The 20,695-nt window shown below is 70.2% G+C and carries 21 protein-coding genes; 7 read left to right on the forward strand and 14 right to left on the reverse strand.

The window, feature by feature from the left end; genetic code table 11:
• Positions 1-3: 3 nt before the first annotated feature.
• Positions 4-318 (reverse strand): DUF4229 domain-containing protein, encoded by a 315-nt coding sequence (locus tag FHX50_RS06330; RefSeq protein WP_183375714.1) that lies wholly within the window; start codon positions 316-318, stop codon positions 4-6.
• Positions 319-617: 299 nt separating this feature from the next.
• Between FHX50_RS06330 and FHX50_RS06335 the strand changes: the two genes are divergently transcribed.
• From FHX50_RS06335 to FHX50_RS06345, 3 genes are all read left to right on the forward strand, one after another.
• Positions 618-2,132 (forward strand): HNH endonuclease, encoded by a 1,515-nt coding sequence (locus tag FHX50_RS06335; protein WP_183375716.1) that lies wholly within the window; start codon positions 618-620, stop codon positions 2,130-2,132.
• Between the two features lie 102 nt (positions 2,133-2,234).
• Positions 2,235-2,846: a PLD nuclease N-terminal domain-containing protein gene (locus tag FHX50_RS06340; RefSeq protein WP_183375718.1), complete on the forward strand. Its 612-nt coding sequence runs from the start codon at positions 2,235-2,237 to the stop codon at positions 2,844-2,846.
• A 28-nt stretch (positions 2,847-2,874) separates the two neighbouring features.
• Positions 2,875-3,765 carry an alpha/beta fold hydrolase gene (locus FHX50_RS06345; protein ID WP_183375720.1) on the forward strand — a complete coding sequence of 297 codons (891 nt, stop codon included), beginning with the start codon at positions 2,875-2,877 and terminating at the stop codon, positions 3,763-3,765.
• On the opposite strand, the gene FHX50_RS06350 is transcribed toward FHX50_RS06345, so the two are convergent.
• The 8 genes from FHX50_RS06350 to FHX50_RS06385 all read right to left on the reverse strand — a co-directional run bounded on the left by FHX50_RS06350 (position 3,756) and on the right by FHX50_RS06385 (position 11,463).
• Positions 3,756-4,520, reverse strand: coding sequence for a fructosamine kinase family protein (locus tag FHX50_RS06350; RefSeq protein WP_183375722.1), 765 nt, complete (start codon positions 4,518-4,520; stop codon positions 3,756-3,758). The two genes, FHX50_RS06345 and FHX50_RS06350, sit on opposite strands and share 10 nt — an antisense overlap.
• Positions 4,521-4,565: 45 nt before the next feature.
• Positions 4,566-6,041, reverse strand: a complete 1,476-nt coding sequence (locus FHX50_RS06355) for a DEAD/DEAH box helicase (protein WP_183375724.1) — start codon at positions 6,039-6,041, stop codon at positions 4,566-4,568.
• Between the two features lie 227 nt (positions 6,042-6,268).
• Entirely contained in the window at positions 6,269-7,207 is a 939-nt protein-coding gene (gene ccsB / locus FHX50_RS06360; protein ID WP_183375726.1) for a c-type cytochrome biogenesis protein CcsB, read from the reverse strand.
• A complete protein-coding gene (gene resB / locus FHX50_RS06365; protein ID WP_183375728.1) occupies positions 7,204-8,883 on the reverse strand; it encodes a cytochrome c biogenesis protein ResB in 1,680 nt (559 codons plus the stop codon). The genes ccsB and resB overlap by 4 nt, the downstream gene beginning before the upstream one ends.
• A 13-nt stretch (positions 8,884-8,896) precedes the next feature.
• Positions 8,897-9,646 (reverse strand): cytochrome c biogenesis CcdA family protein, encoded by a 750-nt coding sequence (locus FHX50_RS06370; protein ID WP_415829878.1) that lies wholly within the window; start codon positions 9,644-9,646, stop codon positions 8,897-8,899.
• A 5-nt stretch (positions 9,647-9,651) separates the two neighbouring features.
• On the reverse strand, positions 9,652-10,233 hold the full coding sequence (locus FHX50_RS06375) for a TlpA family protein disulfide reductase (RefSeq protein WP_183375732.1): 582 nt from the start codon (positions 10,231-10,233) through the stop codon (positions 9,652-9,654).
• Complete coding sequence (locus FHX50_RS06380) at positions 10,230-10,877, reverse strand: histidine phosphatase family protein (protein ID WP_183375734.1); 648 nt, start codon at positions 10,875-10,877, stop codon at positions 10,230-10,232. The genes FHX50_RS06375 and FHX50_RS06380 overlap by 4 nt, the downstream gene beginning before the upstream one ends.
• An 85-nt stretch (positions 10,878-10,962) precedes the next feature.
• Positions 10,963-11,463 carry a MarR family winged helix-turn-helix transcriptional regulator gene (locus FHX50_RS06385; protein WP_183375736.1) on the reverse strand — a complete coding sequence of 167 codons (501 nt, stop codon included), beginning with the start codon at positions 11,461-11,463 and terminating at the stop codon, positions 10,963-10,965.
• Between the two features lie 101 nt (positions 11,464-11,564).
• Between FHX50_RS06385 and FHX50_RS06390 the strand changes: the two genes are divergently transcribed.
• Both FHX50_RS06390 and FHX50_RS06395 read left to right on the forward strand, forming a co-directional pair.
• Positions 11,565-12,095, forward strand: coding sequence for a YceI family protein (locus tag FHX50_RS06390; protein WP_183375738.1), 531 nt, complete (start codon positions 11,565-11,567; stop codon positions 12,093-12,095).
• Positions 12,096-12,138: 43 nt separating this feature from the next.
• Entirely contained in the window at positions 12,139-12,438 is a 300-nt protein-coding gene (locus FHX50_RS06395) for a glutaredoxin family protein (protein WP_183375739.1), read from the forward strand.
• A 72-nt stretch (positions 12,439-12,510) separates the two neighbouring features.
• On the opposite strand, the gene FHX50_RS06400 is transcribed toward FHX50_RS06395, so the two are convergent.
• From FHX50_RS06400 to FHX50_RS06415, 4 genes are all read right to left on the reverse strand, one after another.
• Positions 12,511-12,609, reverse strand: a complete 99-nt coding sequence (locus FHX50_RS06400) for a 30S ribosomal protein bS22 (protein WP_005504750.1) — start codon at positions 12,607-12,609, stop codon at positions 12,511-12,513.
• Between the two features lie 142 nt (positions 12,610-12,751).
• Positions 12,752-14,512, reverse strand: a complete 1,761-nt coding sequence (locus FHX50_RS12260; protein ID WP_183375747.1) for a GTPase — start codon at positions 14,510-14,512, stop codon at positions 12,752-12,754.
• Complete coding sequence (locus FHX50_RS06410; RefSeq protein ID WP_183375749.1) at positions 14,509-16,284, reverse strand: dynamin family protein; 1,776 nt, start codon at positions 16,282-16,284, stop codon at positions 14,509-14,511. The genes FHX50_RS12260 and FHX50_RS06410 overlap by 4 nt, the downstream gene beginning before the upstream one ends.
• Before the next feature lie 104 nt (positions 16,285-16,388).
• The gene (locus FHX50_RS06415) at positions 16,389-17,618 is read right to left on the reverse strand and encodes an acetoin utilization protein AcuC (protein ID WP_183375751.1); all 1,230 of its coding nucleotides are present in this window, start codon (positions 17,616-17,618) and stop codon (positions 16,389-16,391) included.
• Positions 17,619-17,724: 106 nt separating this feature from the next.
• On the opposite strand from FHX50_RS06415, the gene FHX50_RS06420 reads away from it, so the two are divergent.
• Together FHX50_RS06420 and FHX50_RS06425 are read left to right on the forward strand one after the other, a co-directional pair.
• Positions 17,725-19,113: a TrkH family potassium uptake protein gene (locus tag FHX50_RS06420; RefSeq protein WP_183375753.1), complete on the forward strand. Its 1,389-nt coding sequence runs from the start codon at positions 17,725-17,727 to the stop codon at positions 19,111-19,113.
• 17 nt (positions 19,114-19,130) lie between these two features.
• The gene (locus tag FHX50_RS06425; protein ID WP_183375755.1) at positions 19,131-19,796 is read left to right on the forward strand and encodes a potassium channel family protein; all 666 of its coding nucleotides are present in this window, start codon (positions 19,131-19,133) and stop codon (positions 19,794-19,796) included.
• 33 nt (positions 19,797-19,829) lie between these two features.
• Here the strand turns inward: FHX50_RS06425 and proC are convergent, their stop codons facing one another.
• A complete protein-coding gene (gene proC, locus FHX50_RS06430; protein WP_183375757.1) occupies positions 19,830-20,642 on the reverse strand; it encodes a pyrroline-5-carboxylate reductase in 813 nt (270 codons plus the stop codon).
• Positions 20,643-20,695 lie beyond the last annotated feature (53 nt).

Consider the following 20,695-nt stretch of genomic DNA (forward strand, 5'->3'; position numbering starts at 1 on the left):
TCCTCAGCGGTCTCCGGCCGACTCCCGGGCGTCCATGACGGCGTCCTCGGCTTCGGCGTCTTCGTCGGCAACAGAACGGCGGCCCGCAGCCCTCTTCTTCTCCGCCTTCGCTCGGCGCTCAGCGCCCCGGCGCTGCATCTCTTCGGTCACCTGCTGGCGCTGCTTACCCAGCAGGAGGATCGACACCAGCATGGCGATGACCGCGGCCAGGATCCCGGTCCAGATCCACGGAACCGACGGCATCAGAACCGCGAGCAGGAACCAGGCAACGGCGAAGACCGCTAGCCGGAGCAGAGAGAACAGAAGAATCGAACGCATGCCCTCCAGGCTAGCGCCGCCTCCGGCAGTCCCGCGCGGGCCCGTGACGGGTCCCTCTCGGCCACCTGGTCGCGGAACGATTCCCACTGACAGCCATCCGCACCCCCTCACTGCCTTCGAACACCTGTTGCGCTAATGCTTGACGTCGATCATAGATCGGGATAGCATCGAACGCAAAACCTCCGTGACACCCCTCCTCTCTCTTCATCACGGAGCGTCGGGTCAGCGCACCCTCGCGCACCCGGCGGGTTCACCAGCGCTGGCTCCTGCCCGCGCTCGCACCGACGAGAGGAGAGCTCATGACACCCCGCAGCACGGACAGCGCCGACGACCGTCCGAACCGGCGCGAGCCGCGAGCTCCCCGTCCGGTGCAGCGCCGAGACGACACCGTCGGCGTCACCGAATTCGCCGCCCTGCCCGACACCGACCGTGCAGCCCGCGACCGAGCCCACGCCCTGTCAGCCCTCACTCGTGCTGCCGCCGAGCACGCCGCACGCGAGTACAGGCTGCTGGCCCCGCTGCATCTCGACGACACCAGCACAGAAGCGAATCTCCTCGTCGCCGCGCAGAACGAACTCATCGCATCCGTCGGCCTGCACACCACCAACGACCGCGCCACCCGGCGGATCCAGGACGCCCACCGCGCCGTCACCGCGCTGCCGACGACCCTCTCCCGGCTCGAACGCGGGGAGATCACCGCCGACCAGTTCTCCCTCCTGCTGCACCGGACCCGCCATCGGTCACCGGAGATCCTCCGCCGCGGCGATGATCTCCTGGCCGAGTGGGACTTCACGGCCGACCCCGCCGATCTCGACCACGGCATGCGCCGACTCGCCGTCTACCTGCGGGAACTCGAACGCGCCGTGGACGAAGCCCCGCCGCCCATGCGGGACGCCCGCCTTCTGCCGCCCGATCCTGAGCACCCGGGTGCTCTCTCGATGATCATCACCGGCCCGGCGCCCACCATGATCGACATGGCGGACAGGCTGGACCGAACCGCCCGCGCCGCACAGCTGCAGCAGAAGCACGCATTGGAGCGGGGTGAGGACGTCCCGTTCGACCCCGACGGGATCGCCGCGCTCAAACAGAGGCCGCTGTCCGTCAGCGCGCTGCGCAGCATCCTCATCACCAGCGCCGAATTCACGAATGACGGTCTCCGCATCCCCGAACCCCGCTTCCAGATGTTCGTCCAGGTTCCGGCGCTCACCCTCCTCGGGAAGAGCGACCTGCCCGGCACCATCAACGGGGACCACGTCATTCCGGCGGACATGGCGCGTGACCTCGCCGGTCGCAGCAGCACCTGGCTGCGGATCCTGCAGGACGAAGCCACCGGGGCGATCCTGCCGGTCCCCGCGACCCGGTACCGCCCCACGCCGCAGATGCTGCAGCACCTGCGTCTGCGCAACCGCATGTGCGCAGCGCCCGGGTGCACACGCCGAACCAACGGGGCCCGCATCGAAGCCGACCACATCGTCGAGTTCAACCACCGCGATCCCCACAGCGGCGGTCGAACCGAGATGGAGAACCTCCACCTGCTCTGCACGCGCCACCATCAGGTGAAGACAGCGAAAGCGGTGGACCCGGTTCGGATCCACGGCCCGAAGCCGGGCCGATCAACCGGTCGGACCCGGTGGACGATCGCCGACAGGCTCGTCGCCGACAGGACCGACGCCGATGACCTCATCGCAGCATCCGAGTACGCCTTCGTTCGCTCCGCCTGGGCGCATCACGCCCGCCGACACGGGCTCGACGGGTCCGGTGGAGAGGACCCGCCGCCCACATCCGGAGCAGATCCAGGTCCCCCGCCGTTCTGATGACCAGGCCGGCAGCGCGAGCCTGCCCCTACACTGCGCGAGCCTGCCCCTACACTGCGCGGGCCCGCCCCTGCACTGCGCGGGCCCGCCTAGACTGTCTGCATGCTGCGGCCGCTCATCATCATCGTCACCATCGCCCTGGCCATCTACGCCCTCGCGGACTGTGTGCAGTCCGAAGAGCGCGAAGTGAAGGTCATGCCGAAGCTCGTGTGGGCCATGTTCATCGTGCTCATCCCCTGGGTCGGCCCCATCACGTGGTTCCTCGCCGGCAAGGAGGGCCGCGCCCTCACCGGCACCGGCACCAGCAACGGCGGGAACGGTCCAGGGCGGCAGAACCTGTCGGCGCTCGGCTGGGGAAATCGGCGCCGTCAACGCGCACGCACCGGCCCCCTCGCGCCGGACGACGATCCCGAATTCCTTGCCAAGCTCGACCGGGAGATCCGCGCCGAACGCCGCCGACGCATCGAAGAACAGCATCGCGCGGCGAAACAGGCGGAACTCGAGCGTCGCCAACAGGAACGCGGTGGCTCCACTGCCGCGGAGCGGAGCCCAGGAGATCCGCAGGCACGAGGTCCGCAGGCGCGAGGTCCGCACACCGACGGCCCCAGGGCAGGCGATACCCCCGAGACCGGGTCGACGGGCGATGCCCCCGAGACCGGGTCAACCGGCGATACCCCCGAGACCGGGTCGACGGGCGACGATCCGACTCATTGAGGACTCCCCGCCCGGATAGGGTGATGCCATGAACGACAACGAAAAGCCGCAGGTCGCCGCGGTCGAGATCGGAGACGGCGACGGGGCCCCCGTCGTGTTCATCCACGGGTTGTTCGGCCGCGGCCGCAACTTCAGCAGCATCGCCAAAGGCATGCAGCCCGGCTTCCGCTGCCACCTCATCGACCTGCCCAACCACGGCATGTCCGCCTGGACCGAGGATTTTTCCTACACCAGCACCGCCGACATCGTCGCCGAGCACCTGCGGGACGGCATCGCGGCCGGCGGCCCCGTCGACATCGTCGGCCACTCCATGGGCGGCAAAGTCGCCATGCTGATCGCCCTGCGACACCCCGACCTCGTGCGCCGCCTCGTCGTGGTCGACATCGCACCCGTCGGCGACGGCGGCCCGAACGGCGACTCCCCCTCCGGCCGCGGCGACTTCAAGCACCTCCTCGACACGCTCGCGCGCCTCGACCTCGACTCCCTCACCGGCCGCACCGACGCCGACCGCCGACTCGCCGCGGACGTTCCCGACGCGTCTGTCCGCGCATTCCTCCTGCAGAACCTCAGCCGCACTCACCGCGCCGGATCCCACAAGGACAGCCCCACCGGCGACGGCTTCCACTGGCAGCCGAACTTCCCGCTCCTGCACCGCGCCATCGACCAGATCAAGGACTGGCCCGCAAACGAGATCGATGGCTCATCCTTCACCGGCCCGGTTCTGTGGATCGCCGGCGCTGACTCCGACTACATCCGCGCCGAGGACCTGCCGGTCATGCGAGCCCTGTTCCCCTCCGTGCTGCAGGTGACGATCAAGAACGCCCGCCACTGGGTGCACGCCGACCAGCCCGACGCATTCATCAGCGCACTGCGCACCTTCCTGCGCGCTGACCAGAAGACGGCCGCAGCTCAGGTGTAGCGGGAGGCGACCCGGCGGGTCTGCTCCCGATACGGCCCGCCGAACAGCACCACATGCAGCATCAGCAGGTGCAGCTGGTGCAGCCCCACCCGGTCCTGCCACCCGTCGGCCAGCGGTGAGACGCTCTCATACCCGGCGATGATCTCCTCCAGGTGCGGCGCGCCGAACAGGTGCAGCGCCGCCAGGTCATCCTCCCGGTGTCCGCCGTGCGCCGCCGGATCGATCAGAACACCGCCGCGCGGCGTCCACAGAACATTGCCGGCCCACAGGTCGCCGTGGATCCGGGCTGGCGGGGCGTCGTCACTGAACTCCCCGGCGCGCAGACGAGAACACACCGCGTCGATCTCGGGAATGCGGGCGTGCTCGTTGAGGGGTGCGAGTCGCGCATCGGCGAACATCGCACCCCAGTGGTCGAAGTCGCCCGGCGCCGCCAGATCCAGTCGGATCTGCTCCCCAGCGGGTCCCTGCAGCCCGAACCCGTGATCGTCGTCCCAGCTCGGCGGGCCGACACCGAACCCGTCGGCCCCCGCTCCGTGCGTGCGCGCGAGCGCCGCCCCGAACTGCCGCGCCTGCTCAGCCGACGGGTGCCCGTCCTCCAGGCGCTCCAGGATCAGCGCGTCGTCGCGGATGTCGAGGACCGCAACCACGGGGGCGCCGCCATCGGCCTCGGCCTCGGCGAGCCAGCGCAGCCCTGCCGCCTCCCAGCGGTGCGCACGCGACTCCCCCGGTTTGCGGAACTCCTGCGGACTGTTCACGGTGGGCCTCCTTCACCGGCCGACGGTTGCTGTGCTGGATGCGGGTCAGCGGGAGCGTCGACCCCCGCCGGCGGAGAACGACGCGAGACCAGCTGAGCGGGCCGACTGCCCACCGGAGCGCGCCGACTGCGCGCTCTGCTGGCCGGACGCGGCGCCGCCGCGGCCCCGTCGGCCCCGCGAGCGACCACGGCCGCCCTGCCCGCCGCCGCGGGCATCGCCGCCGCGGGAGGAGCCGGAACGGCCCTGACCGGAGCGCGACGCACGGGCCCGGCCCTGGCCGCCGCGCTGCTGACGGCCGCGCTGCTGGCCGCCCTGCTCCGCGAGATGCGGCTGCGCCTGCTTCTCCGCCTCCGCGCGGGTGAGGAACGTGCGCTCACCCGGTGCGAGGGCCCGCAGCGCCTCATCGTCCGCCGATGACCGGGCGGCGGTGATCTTCGCCGCGCGCATCAGCGAACGCACCTCTCCGCGCTGCTCCGGCGTCGCGATCGTCACCACGGTGCCGGCCCGACCAGCACGCGCCGTGCGGCCGGAACGGTGCAGATATGCCTTGTGCTCCGCCGGCGGATCCGAATGGACCACCAGTGCCACATCGTCCACGTGGATGCCGCGGGCGGCGATATCGGTCGCCACCAGGGTCTCCACCCGGCCGGAATGGAACGCCTCCATGTTGCGGGTGCGGGCGTTCTGGCCCAGGTTGCCGTGCAGGTCAACCGCCGGCACCCCCATCGCCAGCAGCTTCTTCGCGAGCTTCTTCGCGCCGTGCTTCGTGCGGGTGAAGACGATCGTCTTGCCCGGCGCCGCCGCGAGGTCCGCCACCACGCGGACCTTGTCGCCGCCGTCGACCTCCAGCACATGATGCTCCATCGCGGCCACCGGCGAATGCGCCGAATCCGCTTCGTGCACCACCGGCTGGTGGAGGTAGCGCTTCACCAGCACATCGATGCCGTTGTCGAGGGTGGCGGAGAACAGCATCCGCTGGCCCCGCTGCGGGACCCGGTCCAGGATCCGCTTCACCATCGGCAGGAACCCCATATCGGCCATGTGGTCCGCTTCGTCGAGCACGGTGATCTCCACCCCGCCGAGGTCCACAGCGCCCTGACCCATCAGGTCGAGCAGGCGGCCCGGGCAGGCGATGAGGACGTCCACGCCGTCGGCGAGGGCCCGCACCTGCGGGTTCTGGCCCACGCCGCCGAACACCGTCACCCAGTTCAGGCCAACGGCGCGGCCCAGCGGTTCGAACGATTCGGCGATCTGGCTGGCGAGCTCACGGGTGGGCGCGAGGATCAGCGCCCGGGGGCGCTTCGAGGTGCGTCGGGTCTCGCTCCGCAGCAGGCGGGTCGCCGTCGGCAGCAGGAATGCGAAGGTCTTGCCGGAGCCGGTGCGGCCACGGCCGAGGACATCGCGGCCCTCGAGGGAATCCGGCAGCGTCGCCGCCTGGATCGGAGTCGGAGTGGTGATGCCGCGCGTACGAAGAGCAGCGGCGAACGGCTGGGGAACACCCAGCGAAACGAAGTCAGACAAAGAAGAGGCCTATCGGGTCGGTGTCCTGCACGGAGCACACGGGCTGTCCGCCGGGCGGCGGAGCGGCGGGACTCGATCACCAGGGCCGCAGCAGCATCGGAGGCTGCGGGCGAGCGCAGACGACTGCGCCGGTGGGTCGCGCCGAGAGGCCGCAGCAGAACAGGGCGGGCCTCACCCCACCACGGTAGTGCACGCACCGCCCCGCGCCCGAAGGGCGGAGCCGTTCATCACAGACCGGAGTACGAGTGCAGGCCGTTGATCACCGTGTTCACCACGGTGAAGTTGAAGATGAGGCACACGAATCCCACGAGGGAGAACCAAGCGGCGCGGTTGCCGCGGAAGCCCTGCGTGGCGCGGGCATGCAGGTAGGCGGCGTACACCACCCAGATGATGAACGTCCACACCTCCTTCGGGTCCCAGCCCCAGTAGCGGCCCCACGCGTACTTCGCCCAGATCGCGCCGGCGATCAGCGTGAACGTCCACAGCACGAAGCCGATCGCGTTGATCTGGAAGCTCAGCTGCTCCAGCTTCTTCGCCGACGGCAGGCGCGCCAGCAGACCCCTCGACTCAGCCTCTCCAGCGTGCTTCTCCTCCCAGCGGGCCCGCACCAGCTGCAGCACCGATGTGACCGCACCGAGGGTGAACAGGGCGCAGGAGAGAATGGCGACGAACACGTGGATCACCAGCCAGTACGAGTTCTGCAGCGACGGCGTCAGGTGCGCGGCCGGCAGGTACCACGCGGTCTGCGCCACCATCATCAGCAGCAGCAGCGGGCCGAACACGAACGCGCCCAGGTGCCGCAGGTCGCGGTTGCGCAGGCAGATCAGAAGGAACATCACGGTGACCGCGGCGGAGCCGGTCATCGAGAACTCGTACATATTGCCCCACGGGACGCGGCCCGTGGCGATGCCGCGCATCACCACACCCGCCACGTGGATGATGCCGCCCACCACCGTGACGGTCATGGCGAACTTCAGCGCCGTCATCGCTCCCGCTTCGTCCGCGGTGGGGCGCGGGCCCTCGCCGCCGGATTCGAGGCGGGCGTCGCTGCGCACCTGGGTGCCGCGCACCGCGTCCACAGTGAAGGCGATGAAGCCCAGCACGTAGATCGCGATGGCGGTGACCAGCGCGAGGGTGGAGAACTGCGCGAGCTGTTCGTTGATCACTCGTCTGCTTCCTTCCTGCCCGTGACCTCAGCCACGAGCTCCTGCACATCCTGCTGCAGGCGGTAGTCTTCGCTGCGCGCCAGGCCGGCGGCCTCCAGGCGCAGACCTTCACTGGTCTCGGCGACGCGCACGAAGATGCGTCGACGCGGAATGAACAGGGACGCCACCAGCCCCACGATCGAGGCGAGCGCCATCGCGAGGGTGAAGCCCTCCCACGGGTCGCGCTTCACATCGAACGCGGCGTAGCGCTTCACATCGGTGAACTCGATCGTGGTGCCGTCCGGCAGCTTCGTCGTTTCACCGGGCTTGAGCCGGATCAGCATCGGGGAGCCGTCGGCCTTCGTCACCGGGTCGAGCTTCTGGACATCGATCTGGAACACGTTCTGCGGCACACCGCCGTCCAGGCCGAGGTCGCCGGTGTGGACGGTGAGGGCGATCTCCGGGTTCACCAGGCCCGCGTACTCCGAGTGGGGGCCCTTGTCGTCGATCACCATCGTGGGGGCGAAGATGCCCACCACCGCCATCTGCTTCGGTCGGGCATCCGGCATCTTCAGCACCAGCTGCGAGGTGTAGTGCAGGCCCTGCGGGACCGTGATGACGGGGCCGTCGGCGATGACGCGGCCCTTCGGGTCCGTGACGGTGAGCACGGGGGCGTAGCCGTTGCCGAGCAGGTAGATGCCGGAGCCGCCGAGGTTCAGCGGCTGGTTGACGCGCACAGTCTTCGTGAACTCCGGCTGGTCCGGGTCGGAGGCGGTGACGTCCGCCTCGAACTTGGTGGGCTTGCCGAACTCGCGGGGGTTGTCCGTGTCGGTGTTGAACTCGGCGCGGAACTCATCGAGCGTGAAGCGGAACGGCGGCAGGCTCGTCTCATCGAACCAGGGGCCCGCCTCGAACGAGTCGTAGCGGGTGAGGGAGTTGGCGAACCCCTCCCCCTCGACCACGGTCACCTGACCGCGGTAGCTGGTGAGGTGGCCCATCGCCACACCGATCAGGACGCCCAGCAGTGCGACGTGGAACAGGAGGTTGCCGGCTTCGCGCAGGTAGCCGCGTTCGGAGGAGACGGCGAAGCCGCGCTCGTCCTCGGTGGTGCGGATGCGGTAGCGCGAACGGCGCAGGCGCTGGGCGAAGCGGTCGCGCAGGTCGGCGGCGCTCGTGGGGCTGGCGTCAGCGCTGAGTGCGTCGGCGCTCGTGTCGGCGGGGAGGGCCGACGGGTCCAGGATGACGTCCGTGTAGCCGGTGAACCGCGTGAGGCGCCGCGGCGTCACGGGCGGCTTCGCCACCACCTGTCGGAGGTACACCTGCAGGCGGGGGATCACGCAGCCGATCAGGGAGACGAACAGCAGCAGGTAGATCGCGGAGAACCAGACGGAGCCGAAGACATCGAACATGCCGAGCTTGTCGAGGATCTCGGCGGTCTTCCCATGCTCCTGCAGGTACTGCTCCGTGAGGCCGGGGTTGACGGAGCGCTGCGGGTAGAGGCTGCCGGGGACCGCGGCGATCGCCAGCAGCATCAGCAGGATCAGCGCGGTCTGCATGCTGGTCAGCTGACGCCACAGGAAGCGCAGCCAGCCCATCAGCCCGAGAGAGGGCAGGGTGGGCCGCTTCTTCGGGCCCGACGCGGCGGACTCCGGCGCTGCGGAATCCGGCGCGGCCGGTTCAGGTGCGGCGGTGCTCATGCTCGTCCCCTCCTCAGATCACAGTCTCGAACGTGCCGGTCATGACGGACAGCTGATCCATCCACTTCGCCCATTGGCCCGTCAGCAGAAGGGTGCCGATGATGATGAGGATGACGCCGCCGATCGTGGTGATCGCCCGGCGATGCCGCTTCAGCCAGGAGGACACGCCGATAGCCTTGTCGAACAGGATCGCGAACAGCACGAACGGCAGACCCAGGCCCAGCGAATACGCGAGGGCGAGGATCGCGCCGCGCTCCGCGGACGCCCCGTCGAGCGCGAGGGACGTGACGGCGGCGAACGTGGGGCCGATGCACGGCGTCCACGAGAAGCCGAAGACCATCCCCATCAGAGGCGCGCCGAGCAGACCCGCGTCCGGCCGCTTCGAGATGCGCTTCTCCCCCGACAGCGACGCCGGGAACAGGCCGATGAACAGCAGGCCCATGAGGATCACGATGACGCCGGCGATGCGGTTGATCCACGTGGTGTGCGCCTGCAGCTGGTAGCCGAGGGCGCCGACGAAGCCGCCGATCACCATGAACACGACCGTGAAACCGGCGATGAACAGCAGCGCTCCGGCCACCATGCGGCCCCGTCGGCCGCCCTGCTCCCGCTGACCCGCGAGCCCCGAGACGTACCCCAGATAGCCGGGGACCACGGGGAACACGCACGGCGACAGGAACGCGACGATGCCGGCGAGCGCCGCCACGGCCACCGCGAGGACGAGGGAGCCGGACAGGATCGTGGACTGGAACGCTTCGCGCAGGGCGCTCATTCGCTGAGCACCCGATCGATCATGGCGCGCAGGATGCTGGGGTCGGCGATGCCGGAGATGCGGGCGGCGACCCGGCCCTCGTCATCGAGGACGAGGGTGGAGGGCACCGCGTTCGGCGACACCTGGCCGCGGAGCTTGTACATGATCTGCGCGTCGAGGTCGGGGACCGACGGGTACGGAATCGCGAAGTTCTCCTCGAACGCCTTGGCGGCGCCCGCGCCGTCGCGGACGTTGATGCCGAGCATGTGGATCTTTTCGCCGTAGTCGCCGGCGATCGCCTTGAGGTCGGGCGCTTCCTTGCGGCAGGGGGCACAGGAGGCGTACCAGACGTTGAGGACCACCGGCTTCCCGCGCCAGTCAGCAAGGGCGATGTCCGTGCCGTCGTAGGCGGTGGCGGTGAAGTCGACCGCATCGCCGCGGTCCGCCGGGTCGATCTCCGTGGTGACGCCGTCACCGGCGACGAAGCCGGTGTCGTAGCGGGAGTTCGTGTCGGTTCCACAGGCAGCGAAGACAGCGGTGGTGGTCAGCGCGCCGAGTGCGCCGACCAGGTGGCGGCGCGACAGGGGCGGGTTGGTCATGTGAGCTTTCCTCCAGTGGCATCGACGGCACCACTGTAGAGCTCGGCTGCGGGTTCGGCGTACTCAACGTGATCGAGATGGTCTCCGCGGAACACCAGGGACGTCACGGAGCACAGCCCGCACTGGCGCCGGCGCGGATCGTGGAACAGGGGCCGGCCTTCGGCGGCGAGGCGCGTCACCCAGATCGGCAGCTGGTGCAGCACCAGCACTGCCTCGTGGCCCTCGTTGGTGTTCTTCGCATCCCGCACGGCTGCGCGCACCCGCGCGACCTGCTCGCGGTACGGCTCGCCCCAGGAGGGGGTGAAGGGGTTGCGGAAGTGCGGCCAGTGGCGGGGGTTGGTGAGCCGACCTTCGCCGTGGCCCACCCGCAGGCCCTCGAAGTGGTTGGTGGATTCGATGATGCGGTCATCGGTGCCGACGCCCAGGCCGTGGCGCTGTGCGATCGGCGCGGCGGTCTGCTGGGCACGCAGCAGCGGGGAGGCGGTCACAGCCGTGATGTCACGGCTGGCGAGGTGGTTGGCGACCAGTTCCGCCATCTTCTCGCCGCGCTCGCTCAGCCGGTAGCCGGGCAGGCGTCCATAGAGGATCCTGTCCGGGTTGTGCACTTCGCCGTGCCGGACGAGGTGGATGACCGTGTCGACCATGCTGCCGCGGCTCCTTCTTTCCCGATGGATGACTGCCCCACGGTAGCAATCCCGGCCGGGCCGGTCCCGTCGGGGCCGACGGGGGCTACTCGGGTGTGGCGGCGATCTCGGCGCGTTCGTCCTCGGTGAGGAGGGCGGACAGGAGGGAGCCGAGGCGGACCATGCCGTCGGTGCCGAGGGGGTCGACGAGCTGGGCGCGGACGCTCGCCACGTGCACCGGTGCGGCGCGCTCGAGCAGGGCCCGCCCGTCGGCGGTGAGGAGCGCTTCGCGGCCGCGCCCATCGGAGGCGCAGCGCTGACGCTCCACCAGGCCCCGCTTCTCCAGGCGGGTCACCGTGTGGGTGAGGCGGGAGCGGGAGTGGACCACATGATCGGCGAGCTCCGACATGCGGGCGTGGCCGCCGGGCGCCTCGGACAGGCGCACGAGGATCTCGTACTCGGCGAGGGTGAGGGACACCTCGGGGTCCTGCTCGAGCGCCTGCGAGAGCGCTTCGCGCAGGCGGGTGGTGGTGTAGAGGAACACCCGCCAGGCGCGCTGCTCCTCAGGGGAGAGCCAGCGGGGCTCATTACCGTTCGTTGGTGCCATGAGTCACACTTCCTTTGCGTTCGCGACGGCTCTCCGGATAGTTTAAGTTTCAACAAGCCGGGGCGCAAGGCCCCGATTCCGAACTCTTCGAAGGAGACGCAATGACCACCGATCTCACCACTGGCACCTGGGCCCTCGACGCCGCTCACTCCGCGGCCAGCTTCACGGTCCGTCACGCCGGCATCTCCCGAGTCCGCGGCCAGTTCGACTCCATCGACGGCTCCATGGTCGTGGGCGACGGCAAGGACGACGTGAAGTACACCGCCACCCTGCAGGTCGACTCCATCAACACCGGCAACGCCGACCGCGACAACCACCTGAAGTCCGGCGACTTCTTCGACGCCGAGAAGAACCCGACCATCACCTTCACCTCCACCGAGGTCAAGGGCGACAAGCTCGCCGGCGAGCTCACCATCATGGGCATCACCAAGCCGGTCGAACTGGACTACGAGTTCGGCGGCGTGGTCACCGACCCGTTCGGCACCAAGCGCGCCGGCGTCGCCGCTGAGACCACCGTCTCCCGTAAGGAGTTCGGCCTGACCTGGAATGCCGCCCTCGAAGCCGGCGGCGTGATGGTCTCGGACAACGTCCGCATCACCATCGAGGCCGAGTTCGTGGCCCCGACCGCCTGATCCGTCCCCCTCCGGCCGACGACGGCTGCGGTAGCGTGAGGCCATGACCTCCGCACGCATCACCGTCCTCGACCGGCCCGGCTGCCACCTCTGCGTGGAGGCCTCCGCCGTGGTCCACCGTGTCGCCGACGAGCTCGGCGAGGCGGTGGACCATCGCAATATCGATGAGGACGACGACCTCAAGCGCCGCTGGTCACTGGAGATCCCGGTGATCATGGTGGACGGCGAGGTCGTCGCCGTGTACCGCGTCACCGAGCAGGAGCTGCGCCGGGCGCTGAAGAAGAAGCGCCGCCGACCCCTCATCGGGTTCCCCAGCGGCTTCGGCCGCCGCGGACCGCGCTGACCAGAAGCCCAGAACACAGCAGCGGGCGCCCCGATCAGATATCGGGGCGCCCGCTGCTTGCGTGATGGTCGATCACTTCTTGTTGCGACGCTGGTGGCGCGTCTTCCGAAGAAGCTTGCGGTGCTTCTTCTTCGACATGCGCTTGCGACGCTTCTTGATGACGGAACCCATAGTGACCTCATTTCACGATGACGAATAGCGGTTCGCTTGAACACAGACGTTGCATTATTTTACACGCCGGCAACGCGCAGGAGGCCAGGCGGTGGCGTGGTGAGACCGCTCACGGCCCTCCCCGGGACGGCCGGAGGGCGGGTCACGCTCGCGCGAGCGTGCTCAGCGCCCCCTCCACGGATCGAGCACGGTCCAGCTCCTCCTGAGCGGCGTCGGCCACTGTGTCGTCGATCGCCGAGGCGATCGATGTGCGCAGGCGGCGCCGCGCCGCCGACCGCAGGGACCCAGCCCGCACCCGCGCCAGCAGAGTGGAGAGCACCGCCAGCACGATGCCGAGGCCGAGCCCGAGGATGATCATCGCCGTTGGCACCGGCAGAGGGAAGCCCAGGCCCTGCACCATCGGCAGCTCCGGCTGCGGGATCCCGAAGAACCCCAGCGCCGACAGGCCCAGCAGCCAGCCCAGGCCCGCGAGGGCGACCAGCAGCGCCAGCCACTGGATGATGTTGAGCGGCAGCCACCACCAGGAGCGCCCCGTCCCCGGCAGCTGCGTGTGTGTCAGCACATAGTCGAGGCCGTCGGGCAGATGCTCCGCCTCCGCATCGACCACGTCGCGCAGTCGGGCGGGCCACGGCGCGGGCGCATCACCGGCGGTGACCTCCGCGAACCTGTCGGCGCCGCGGGTGATGACGGCGCGGGAGCCCGGCGCATCCAGGGACAGGGAGCTGCGGGAGACGAACTCCGGCTGCCCCTCCCCCGCGGCGGACCCGTCGGCCCCTCCGGCGGTCACAGCCCTGCCGTGGCGGGACGCGGGCGCGAAGCCGAGGCGCATCCGGGCGAGCGGGTCGGGGCGGAAGCTCCGCAGCCAGCGCGTTCCCGGCCAGCCCGTGCTCCGGGAGGCGCGGTGGATGTAGGAGTCGCCGACAGCGCGGGCGATCGCATCGACCTGGGCGGCGCGGGAGCAGGCGTCGACGAGGCCGTCGTGCGCCTCAGTCGGCACCGTGTCCGGCAGGCCCGGGACGCGGAAGTCCTGATGCTTCGTGCGGCCACCGGTGACCGCGCTGCGCAGCGCGGACCGCTTCGGCGCCTCCGGCTGGGATGCGCCGAGCATCGGCCCGACCCGTGCCGCGGTGGCCTGGAAGTCAGCGGTGAGGCGCTGGGCGATCGCCTCCTTCTGCTTCGCAACCCGCGACGCCGCCTGCAGCAGCTCTCGCACGCCCTCACCGGTGCGGGCCGAGGTGGCGAGCACCTCAGCGCCGGGGAGCCCGTCGGCCGCCAGCAGCTCGGCGAAGGACTGCACAACAGCGTCGCGATCGCGGTCGCGGACGCGGTCGATCTGGTTGATGACACTGAGGGTGACGGCGCGGTGCGACGCGAAGCGGGCGATGAACTCCTGGTGCATCACTCGGTCGGCGTACTTCTCCGGGTCGCTCACCCACACCACGACGTCGACGAGGTCGGCGAGGCGCTCAGCGACAGCTCGGTTCGCGGCCTGAACGGAGTCGAAGTCGGGCATGTCCACGAGGATCACCCGGGGATCGGCGCCGTCGGGGCTGACGATGTGCCGCTCACTCACCTCCAGCCAGTCGAGCAGGCGGTGCGCCTCATCCTCCAGCTCGGGCGACGTGCGGTTCTCCACGATTGCGGCGACCGGCTGTGCGGTGGTGGGCCGGCGCACCGCGACGCGGGAGACCTCCTCGCCCGCGAGCGCGTTGAAGAGGGTGGACTTGCCGGAGCCGGTGGCACCGAACAGGCCCACCACGGTGTGCTCGGCAGACAGGCCGACGCGTTCGCGCACGCGTGCGTCCAGGGCTGTGAGCTCGCCGGTGGCGGCGTCGTCCAGCAGGGGTCCGCCCGCGGTCCGCAGATCCTCCAGGGCGCGGAGGCGGTCGCTGATCGTCGTCATCGATCGCCCCCGTCGGATGTCTGTGCGGTACCGGAGCGGAGCTGGGCGGTGAGGTCGCGCAGCTGGGCGGCGTCGGCGCGCAGAACCTCCTCGCCGACGGGGATCGGGTGCTCTGCCAGGACATGTGCGAAGTCAGCGGCCTGCGCGTCCACCAGGGCGTTGAGGCGGTCGTCGAGCTGCTGCCGGGCGACCCGGGCGAGGCGGCGCACCGCCTCATCCCCGAAGATCGACTCCAGCAGCTTCTGGCCGACGACTGCGGTGGTGGCGCCGGCGCCGACTTCGAGCCCGGTGGGGATGAACGCGGTGGAGGCGAACACCACCACCATGAGCGCAATGCCGACGACGTTCACACCCAGCGACAGGATCCGCGCCTTCTGCCGGCGGTCCTGCCCCTCCCGGGACACGAGATCGAGGACATCGCGCTGCCAGGATCGGACCTGGTCCTCCACCTGCCGACGGAACCGCTCGTCGACCGCGAGCAGCTGACGCTCCAGCCCCGGCTCGGACTGCAGGACCGAGGTGCCCGCCTCGTGCGAGCCCCACTGACGGACCGTGCGGGTGCGGGCGTTGGCGCATTCATCGATCACCACGGAGACCAGGCCCGTCTCGATCGCGCTCTGCGCATCCACCACGGGTTTCGCGGTGCCCGTCAGAGCGTTCGTGATGCGGTCGCGCATGCGGGACACCCAGCCCTGCACGCCCTTGAAGAACTCACCGGTGCCGACCACGTCCTGCCAGCGGGCGAGCACTTCACCGCGCAGCAGGGCGCCGTCGCGGGTGACCTCTGCGATCGCTTCGGCGGCGGTGTCGAACTCGGAGCGGACGATGCCGGCGAGGCGGTCCTGTTCGCTCTGCTGCTCACCGACGTGCTCCGCGACCTGCTCGAGGGCGTCGGCGGCATTGGTGAGCGCGCCCGCCAGGGTGCGGCGGGCGATGGAGGCCCGCTGGCCGGAGTCCCCGGCGAGGGACAGGATCCATGAGCGCAGAGCATCCACTTCGGGGCCGCGGATGAGGCCGTCGTCCGTCAGGGGTGCCTCGTGGATGCGGAACACGGTCGCCGCGTCGACTCCGCGCTCCGCCATCATCTCCTGCAGGTGCCCGCCGAGCTCCTCGGCGACGCCCGGCTGGTTCGGGATGCGGTTCATGACGAGGGAGACGGTGATGTCGCGTGCCGCGGCCTGCGACAGGACGTCCCAGGGGACCGCGTCGGCGTAGCGGTGGGCGGTGGTGACGAAGATCCACAGGTCTGCGGCGCGCAGCAGCTGCCCGGCGAGCTCTCGGTTCGCGGCGGCGACGGAGTCGATGTCCGGGGCGTCGAGGACGGCGATGCCGGTGGGGATGGTGTCGTCGGCGACGAGGTTGAGGCCGGCGGCGGACTGCGAGCCAGGGACCTCGTCGGCGGCGGAGCGGCGGATCACGCGCGGCAGGTTCGGCAGGATGCGGGGGCCTTCGAACCAGGCGGCGTCCTTCGGATTGTGGAGGAGCACCGGCTGGCGGGTGGTGGGGCGGATCGCGCCTGAGCGGGTCACCTCGTGCCCCACCAGGGAGTTGACGAGGGTGGACTTGCCGGCACCGGTGGAGCCGCCGACGACGGCCAGCAGCGGCGCGTCGAGGGAGGCGATGCGCGGTTCGATGTGGTCGGCGAGCTGGTCGCGCAGGTGGCGGGCGGTGCGCTCAGCGGCGCTGGACCCGCGGATGTCGAAGGGGATCCGCAGGTCGGCGAGGTGAGCGCGCGCCGCTTCGGTGACGGTGCGCGTGGGTGTCTCGGTCATAACACAACAGTAACGGTCGGCACCTGCGCGGCCGTCCGGCGGGGCCGGCGGTGCGGCTCAGGGCGCGGGGCGGGCGGTGCACCTCACGCCGTGGGACCGACGGATCAGTCGTACAGCGGGTCCAGGCCCCATTCGGGGAAATGCGCGCGCCGCACCGACTGCACCAGGCGGTCCACCGGATGCTCCGGGTTGAACCCTGCGCTCCACGGCCTGAACACCGGCTCGGACCCATCGCCCATCGTGGTGAAGGCCCGCGGCGGCACCGCCCCGGTGCGGTGCGCCCCGTCCCGCATCCGCTGCAGCTCTTCCTCGGGGATCGGCGCATCGGCATCGATGTCGGCGTCCAGCACGACCGCCACCAGGTGGGTCCACGAGCGCGGCACCACGTCCGCCACCGAGTACCCGCCGCCGCCGAGCGCCAGCCAGCGGCCGCCCGCCGCGGTCGTTGCGAGGTCCCTGCACATCAGCATCGCTGCGCGCTGCGCTTCGATCGTCAGGTCCATGTCGGCCAGCGGATCGATGCTGTGGGAGTCGGCCCCGTGCTGGGTGACCAGCAGGGTGGGGCGAATCGCACGGATCAGGGGGTCGATCGCGCCGTCGATCGCGCGCAGCCAGTCCTCCGGGCGCGTCCCCGCCGGCATCGGAATGTTGATCGCCGTGCCGGGGGCGGCCGGCCCGCCGCTGTCCTGGATGAACCCCGTGCCGGGGTAGAGGGTGTCGCCGCTCTGGTGAATGGAGATCGTGGTGACGCGCGGGTCGTTCCAGAAGATCTGCTCCACCCCGTCGCCGTGGTGGACATCCAGATCGAGGTAGACGATGCGCTCCTCCCCCGCCGCGAGCGCCGCCGCGATGGCGGCCGCGGCATCGTTGAACACGCAGAACCCACCGGCGAAACCGGACTTCGCGTGGTGCATTCCTCCGGAGAAGCTGACGGCGCGCTCGCAGCGGCCCTCCAGGATCTCGGTGACCGCGGCGATGCTGCCTCCCACGAGCCGGGCCGAGGCCTCGTCCATGCCGGGGAAGATCGGCACCTCGGGGGTGGCGAGCCCCCACCGGTTCAGGTGCGTGCGCTCCTCAGCCGACGGGTTCAGCCCCGCAGCGGACGCATCCCGCACCGCCTGGACGAACACGGGGTCGTGGATCGTCTCCAGGACGGACCCGTCGGCCACCGGCGCGGAGATCAGGCGCACCCGCGGAAGGTCGAAGAGCCCGAACGACCGTGCGAGCGCGGCAGTGAGCTCGAGCCGAACGGGGTCCATGGGGTGCGCGGGGCCGAAGTCGTAGGCGCACAGCGCGTCATCCCAGACAACGGCTGTTTCGCCTGGTCTCGTCATGGTTACGAGGGTAGCGCAGGGCGCGTACAATCGCCGGCGACGTCCCCTGGGCGTCCTGACCGGTCCGGGCCCGGCCGGTCACATCCAATGGGTCGGGAGCACACGCATGCAGAAAGCCGCGAAGAGTCGCGGGTCGAAGAGCGCGCTGGGACGGATCGTCCAGAACGCCGCGCGGACCCGCACCTCGCCTGCGCGCCTGGCGATGATCGCCTTCCTCGGCATCATCGGCCTGGTGACGCTGCTGCTGTGGCTGCCGATCTCCAACGCCGACGGGACCTCCCCGCCGCTGATCGACGCTCTGTTCACCGCCGTGTCCGCCGTGTGCGTGACGGGCCTGACCACCCTGGACATGGCGCACCAGTGGAGCCTGTTCGGCAACATCGTCATCATGGCGGCGATGAAGGTGGGCGGCTTCGGCGTGCTCACCGTGGCGTCCCTCCTCGGCCTGTCCGTGATGCGGGAGATGGGCCTCGCGCAGCGCATCGTAACGGCCCGCGAGACGAAGGCGCAGCAGCTGGACCAGGTGGGCGGGGTGCTGAAGACCATCGTCATCACCTCCACGGCCCTGGAGACCCTGACGTTCCTGTCGCTGGCCCCGTTCTTCCTGTCCCGCGGCGCGTCCGTCCCCACCGCCCTGTTCGACGCCCTCTACTACGGCATCTCCTCCTTCAACAACGTCGGCTTCGTGCACGAAGCCGAAGGCACCCTGCAGTACGTGGGCGAGCCCGCTTTCGTGCTGCCGGTCGCCGCCGCCGTGTTCACCGGGTCCCTCGGCTTCCCCGTGATCCTCGTGCTGTTCCGCCACTGGAACCACCCCGCGAAGTGGACGCTGCACGCGAAGATGACGATCGCGGGATCCACACTGCTTCTGCTGCTCGCCATTGTTTCGATCACCGCCCTTGAGTGGACGAACCCGGACACCTTCGGCGGCCTGCCGCTGAAGGATCGCATGCTGGCCGCGCTGTTCACCGGCGTGATGCCGCGCTCCGGCGGCCTGTCCGTGATCGACGTGGGCGCGATGCACCCCGAGTCGTGGGTGGTGCAGGACCTGCTGATGTTCATCGGCGGCGGCTCCGGCTCCACCGCCGGCGGCATCAAGGTGACCACGTTCGCGATCCTGATGCTCGCGATCATCGCGGAGGTCCGCGGTGACCGCGATGTGGAGGCGTTCGGCCGCCGCATCCCGGAGGACACGATCCGTCAGGCGATCGGCGTGCTCGCCATCTCCGTCATGGTCATCTTCTTCGCCACCCTGGTGATGCTGCGCCTCACCCCGTACGGGCTGGACCAGGTGCTGTTCGAGGTGCTGTCCGCGTACGGCACGGTCGGCCTGTCCACCGGCATCACAGCGGACCTGTCCACTCCGGCGAAGGCCGCGATCGTCACCTGTATGCTCGTGGGCCGACTGGGTCCCGTGACCGTCGGCGCCGCCCTGGCGATGCGCACGCGTCCGAGGATCATCCGCCTGCCCGAGGAGCGGCCGATCATCGGCTGACACATCAGAGGAGACCTATGCCCGACAATCGCAGAGGCGACGGCGTCCTCGTCGTCGGCCTGGGCCGCTTCGGCGCGTCCATCGCCCTGACGCTGGAGAAGCTCGGCACGAACGTGCTCGCGATCGACTCCCGGCCCGACCTGGTGCAGGAGTACTCCGGCCGCCTCACCCACGTCGTCGAAGCCGACGGCACGAACATGGACGCCCTCCACCAGGTCGGCGCCGCCGGGTTCGACGTCGCCGTGGTCGGTGTGGGCACGAGCGTGGAGGCGAGTGTGCTGATCACCGCGAACCTCGTGGACCTCGCCGGCCCGATCATCTGGGCGAAGGCGATCTCCGCTTCGCACGGCAAGATCCTGGAGCGGATCGGAGCCCACCACGTGGTGTTCCCGGAGAAGGACGCCGGTCAGCGGGTGGCGCACCTGGTGAACGGCCACCTGCTGGACTACATCGAGTTCGACGACGACTGGGCGATCGTGAAGATGCGGCCGCCGCGGGAGATCCAGGGCTTCACCCTCGCCGAATCGGACATCCGCTCGAAGTACGGCGTGACCGTGGTGGGTGTGAAGTCACCGGGGCGCGACTTCACGTACGCGGCACCGACAACCAAGGTGGCGGTGCATGACACGCTGATCGTGTCGGGCCACACGGACCTGATCGAACGGTTCGCGAACCGGCCCTGAGCGCCGGCGCCCGTCGGCCCCGAACAGGCCGGATCAGCCCTCCTCCATGTGGCGCGACCAGTCGGCGGCGGCGCGCATCGCCTTCGCCAGGCCCACGCGCACCCCGGCCTCTTCGAGCGCGGCGACACCGCGCACCGTGGTGCCACCGGGGCTGGAGACGCGGTAGCGCGCCTCGGCGGGGCTGAGGCCCTGCTCCTGCAGCAGCTTCGCAGACCCCGCCATGGTCGCGATGACCATCTCGGCGGCCTGGTCGCGGGTGAGGCCCTGCATGACGCCCTCGTCGATCATCGCTTCGGCGACGTAGAACATGAACGCGGGCGCGGAGCCGGCCGCGCCGATCACCTGGTGGACCTTGTCCTCCGGGACCCGCACCACGTCGGCGGACGCTGCGAACAGCTCCTCGACCGTCGCGGTCTCCTCGTCGGTGACGGCGTCGGCGGGCATCACGGCGACGACGCCGGAGCCGACGGCGACCGGGGTGTTCGGCATGGTGCGGATGATCTTCTCGTGCCCGCCGAGGTGCTCGCGCAGCGTGTCGATGGTGGCGCCGGCCGCGAGGGACACCACGAGGGTGTCCGCGCTGAGGTGCTCGGCGAGCTTCGGCAGCTGGGCGGCGAGCTGGTACGGCTTGATGCCGAGGATGATGATGTCGGCCTCGCGCACGGCGTCCTCGAGCGAGTCGGCGGGCGTGAGGTCGTACTCCTTCGCGGCGCGCTCGGTGGATTCCGGGCGGGAGTTCATGACGTGGACGTTCTGCGCGTCGATGCCGGAGCGGCGGATCGCGGTGGCGACGGCGCCGCCCATGCTGCCGGCGCCGAGCATGAAGATGGTGGGCTGCTTCGTCACGGTTCTCCTCCTGGTGGCCGGGCGTGCGCCCGGGTCGGGTGCGGTGCGGATCG

Origin of the sequence: Helcobacillus massiliensis, from assembly GCF_014191425.1 — a bacterium.
Lineage (GTDB): Bacteria > Actinomycetota > Actinomycetes > Actinomycetales > Dermabacteraceae > Helcobacillus > Helcobacillus massiliensis.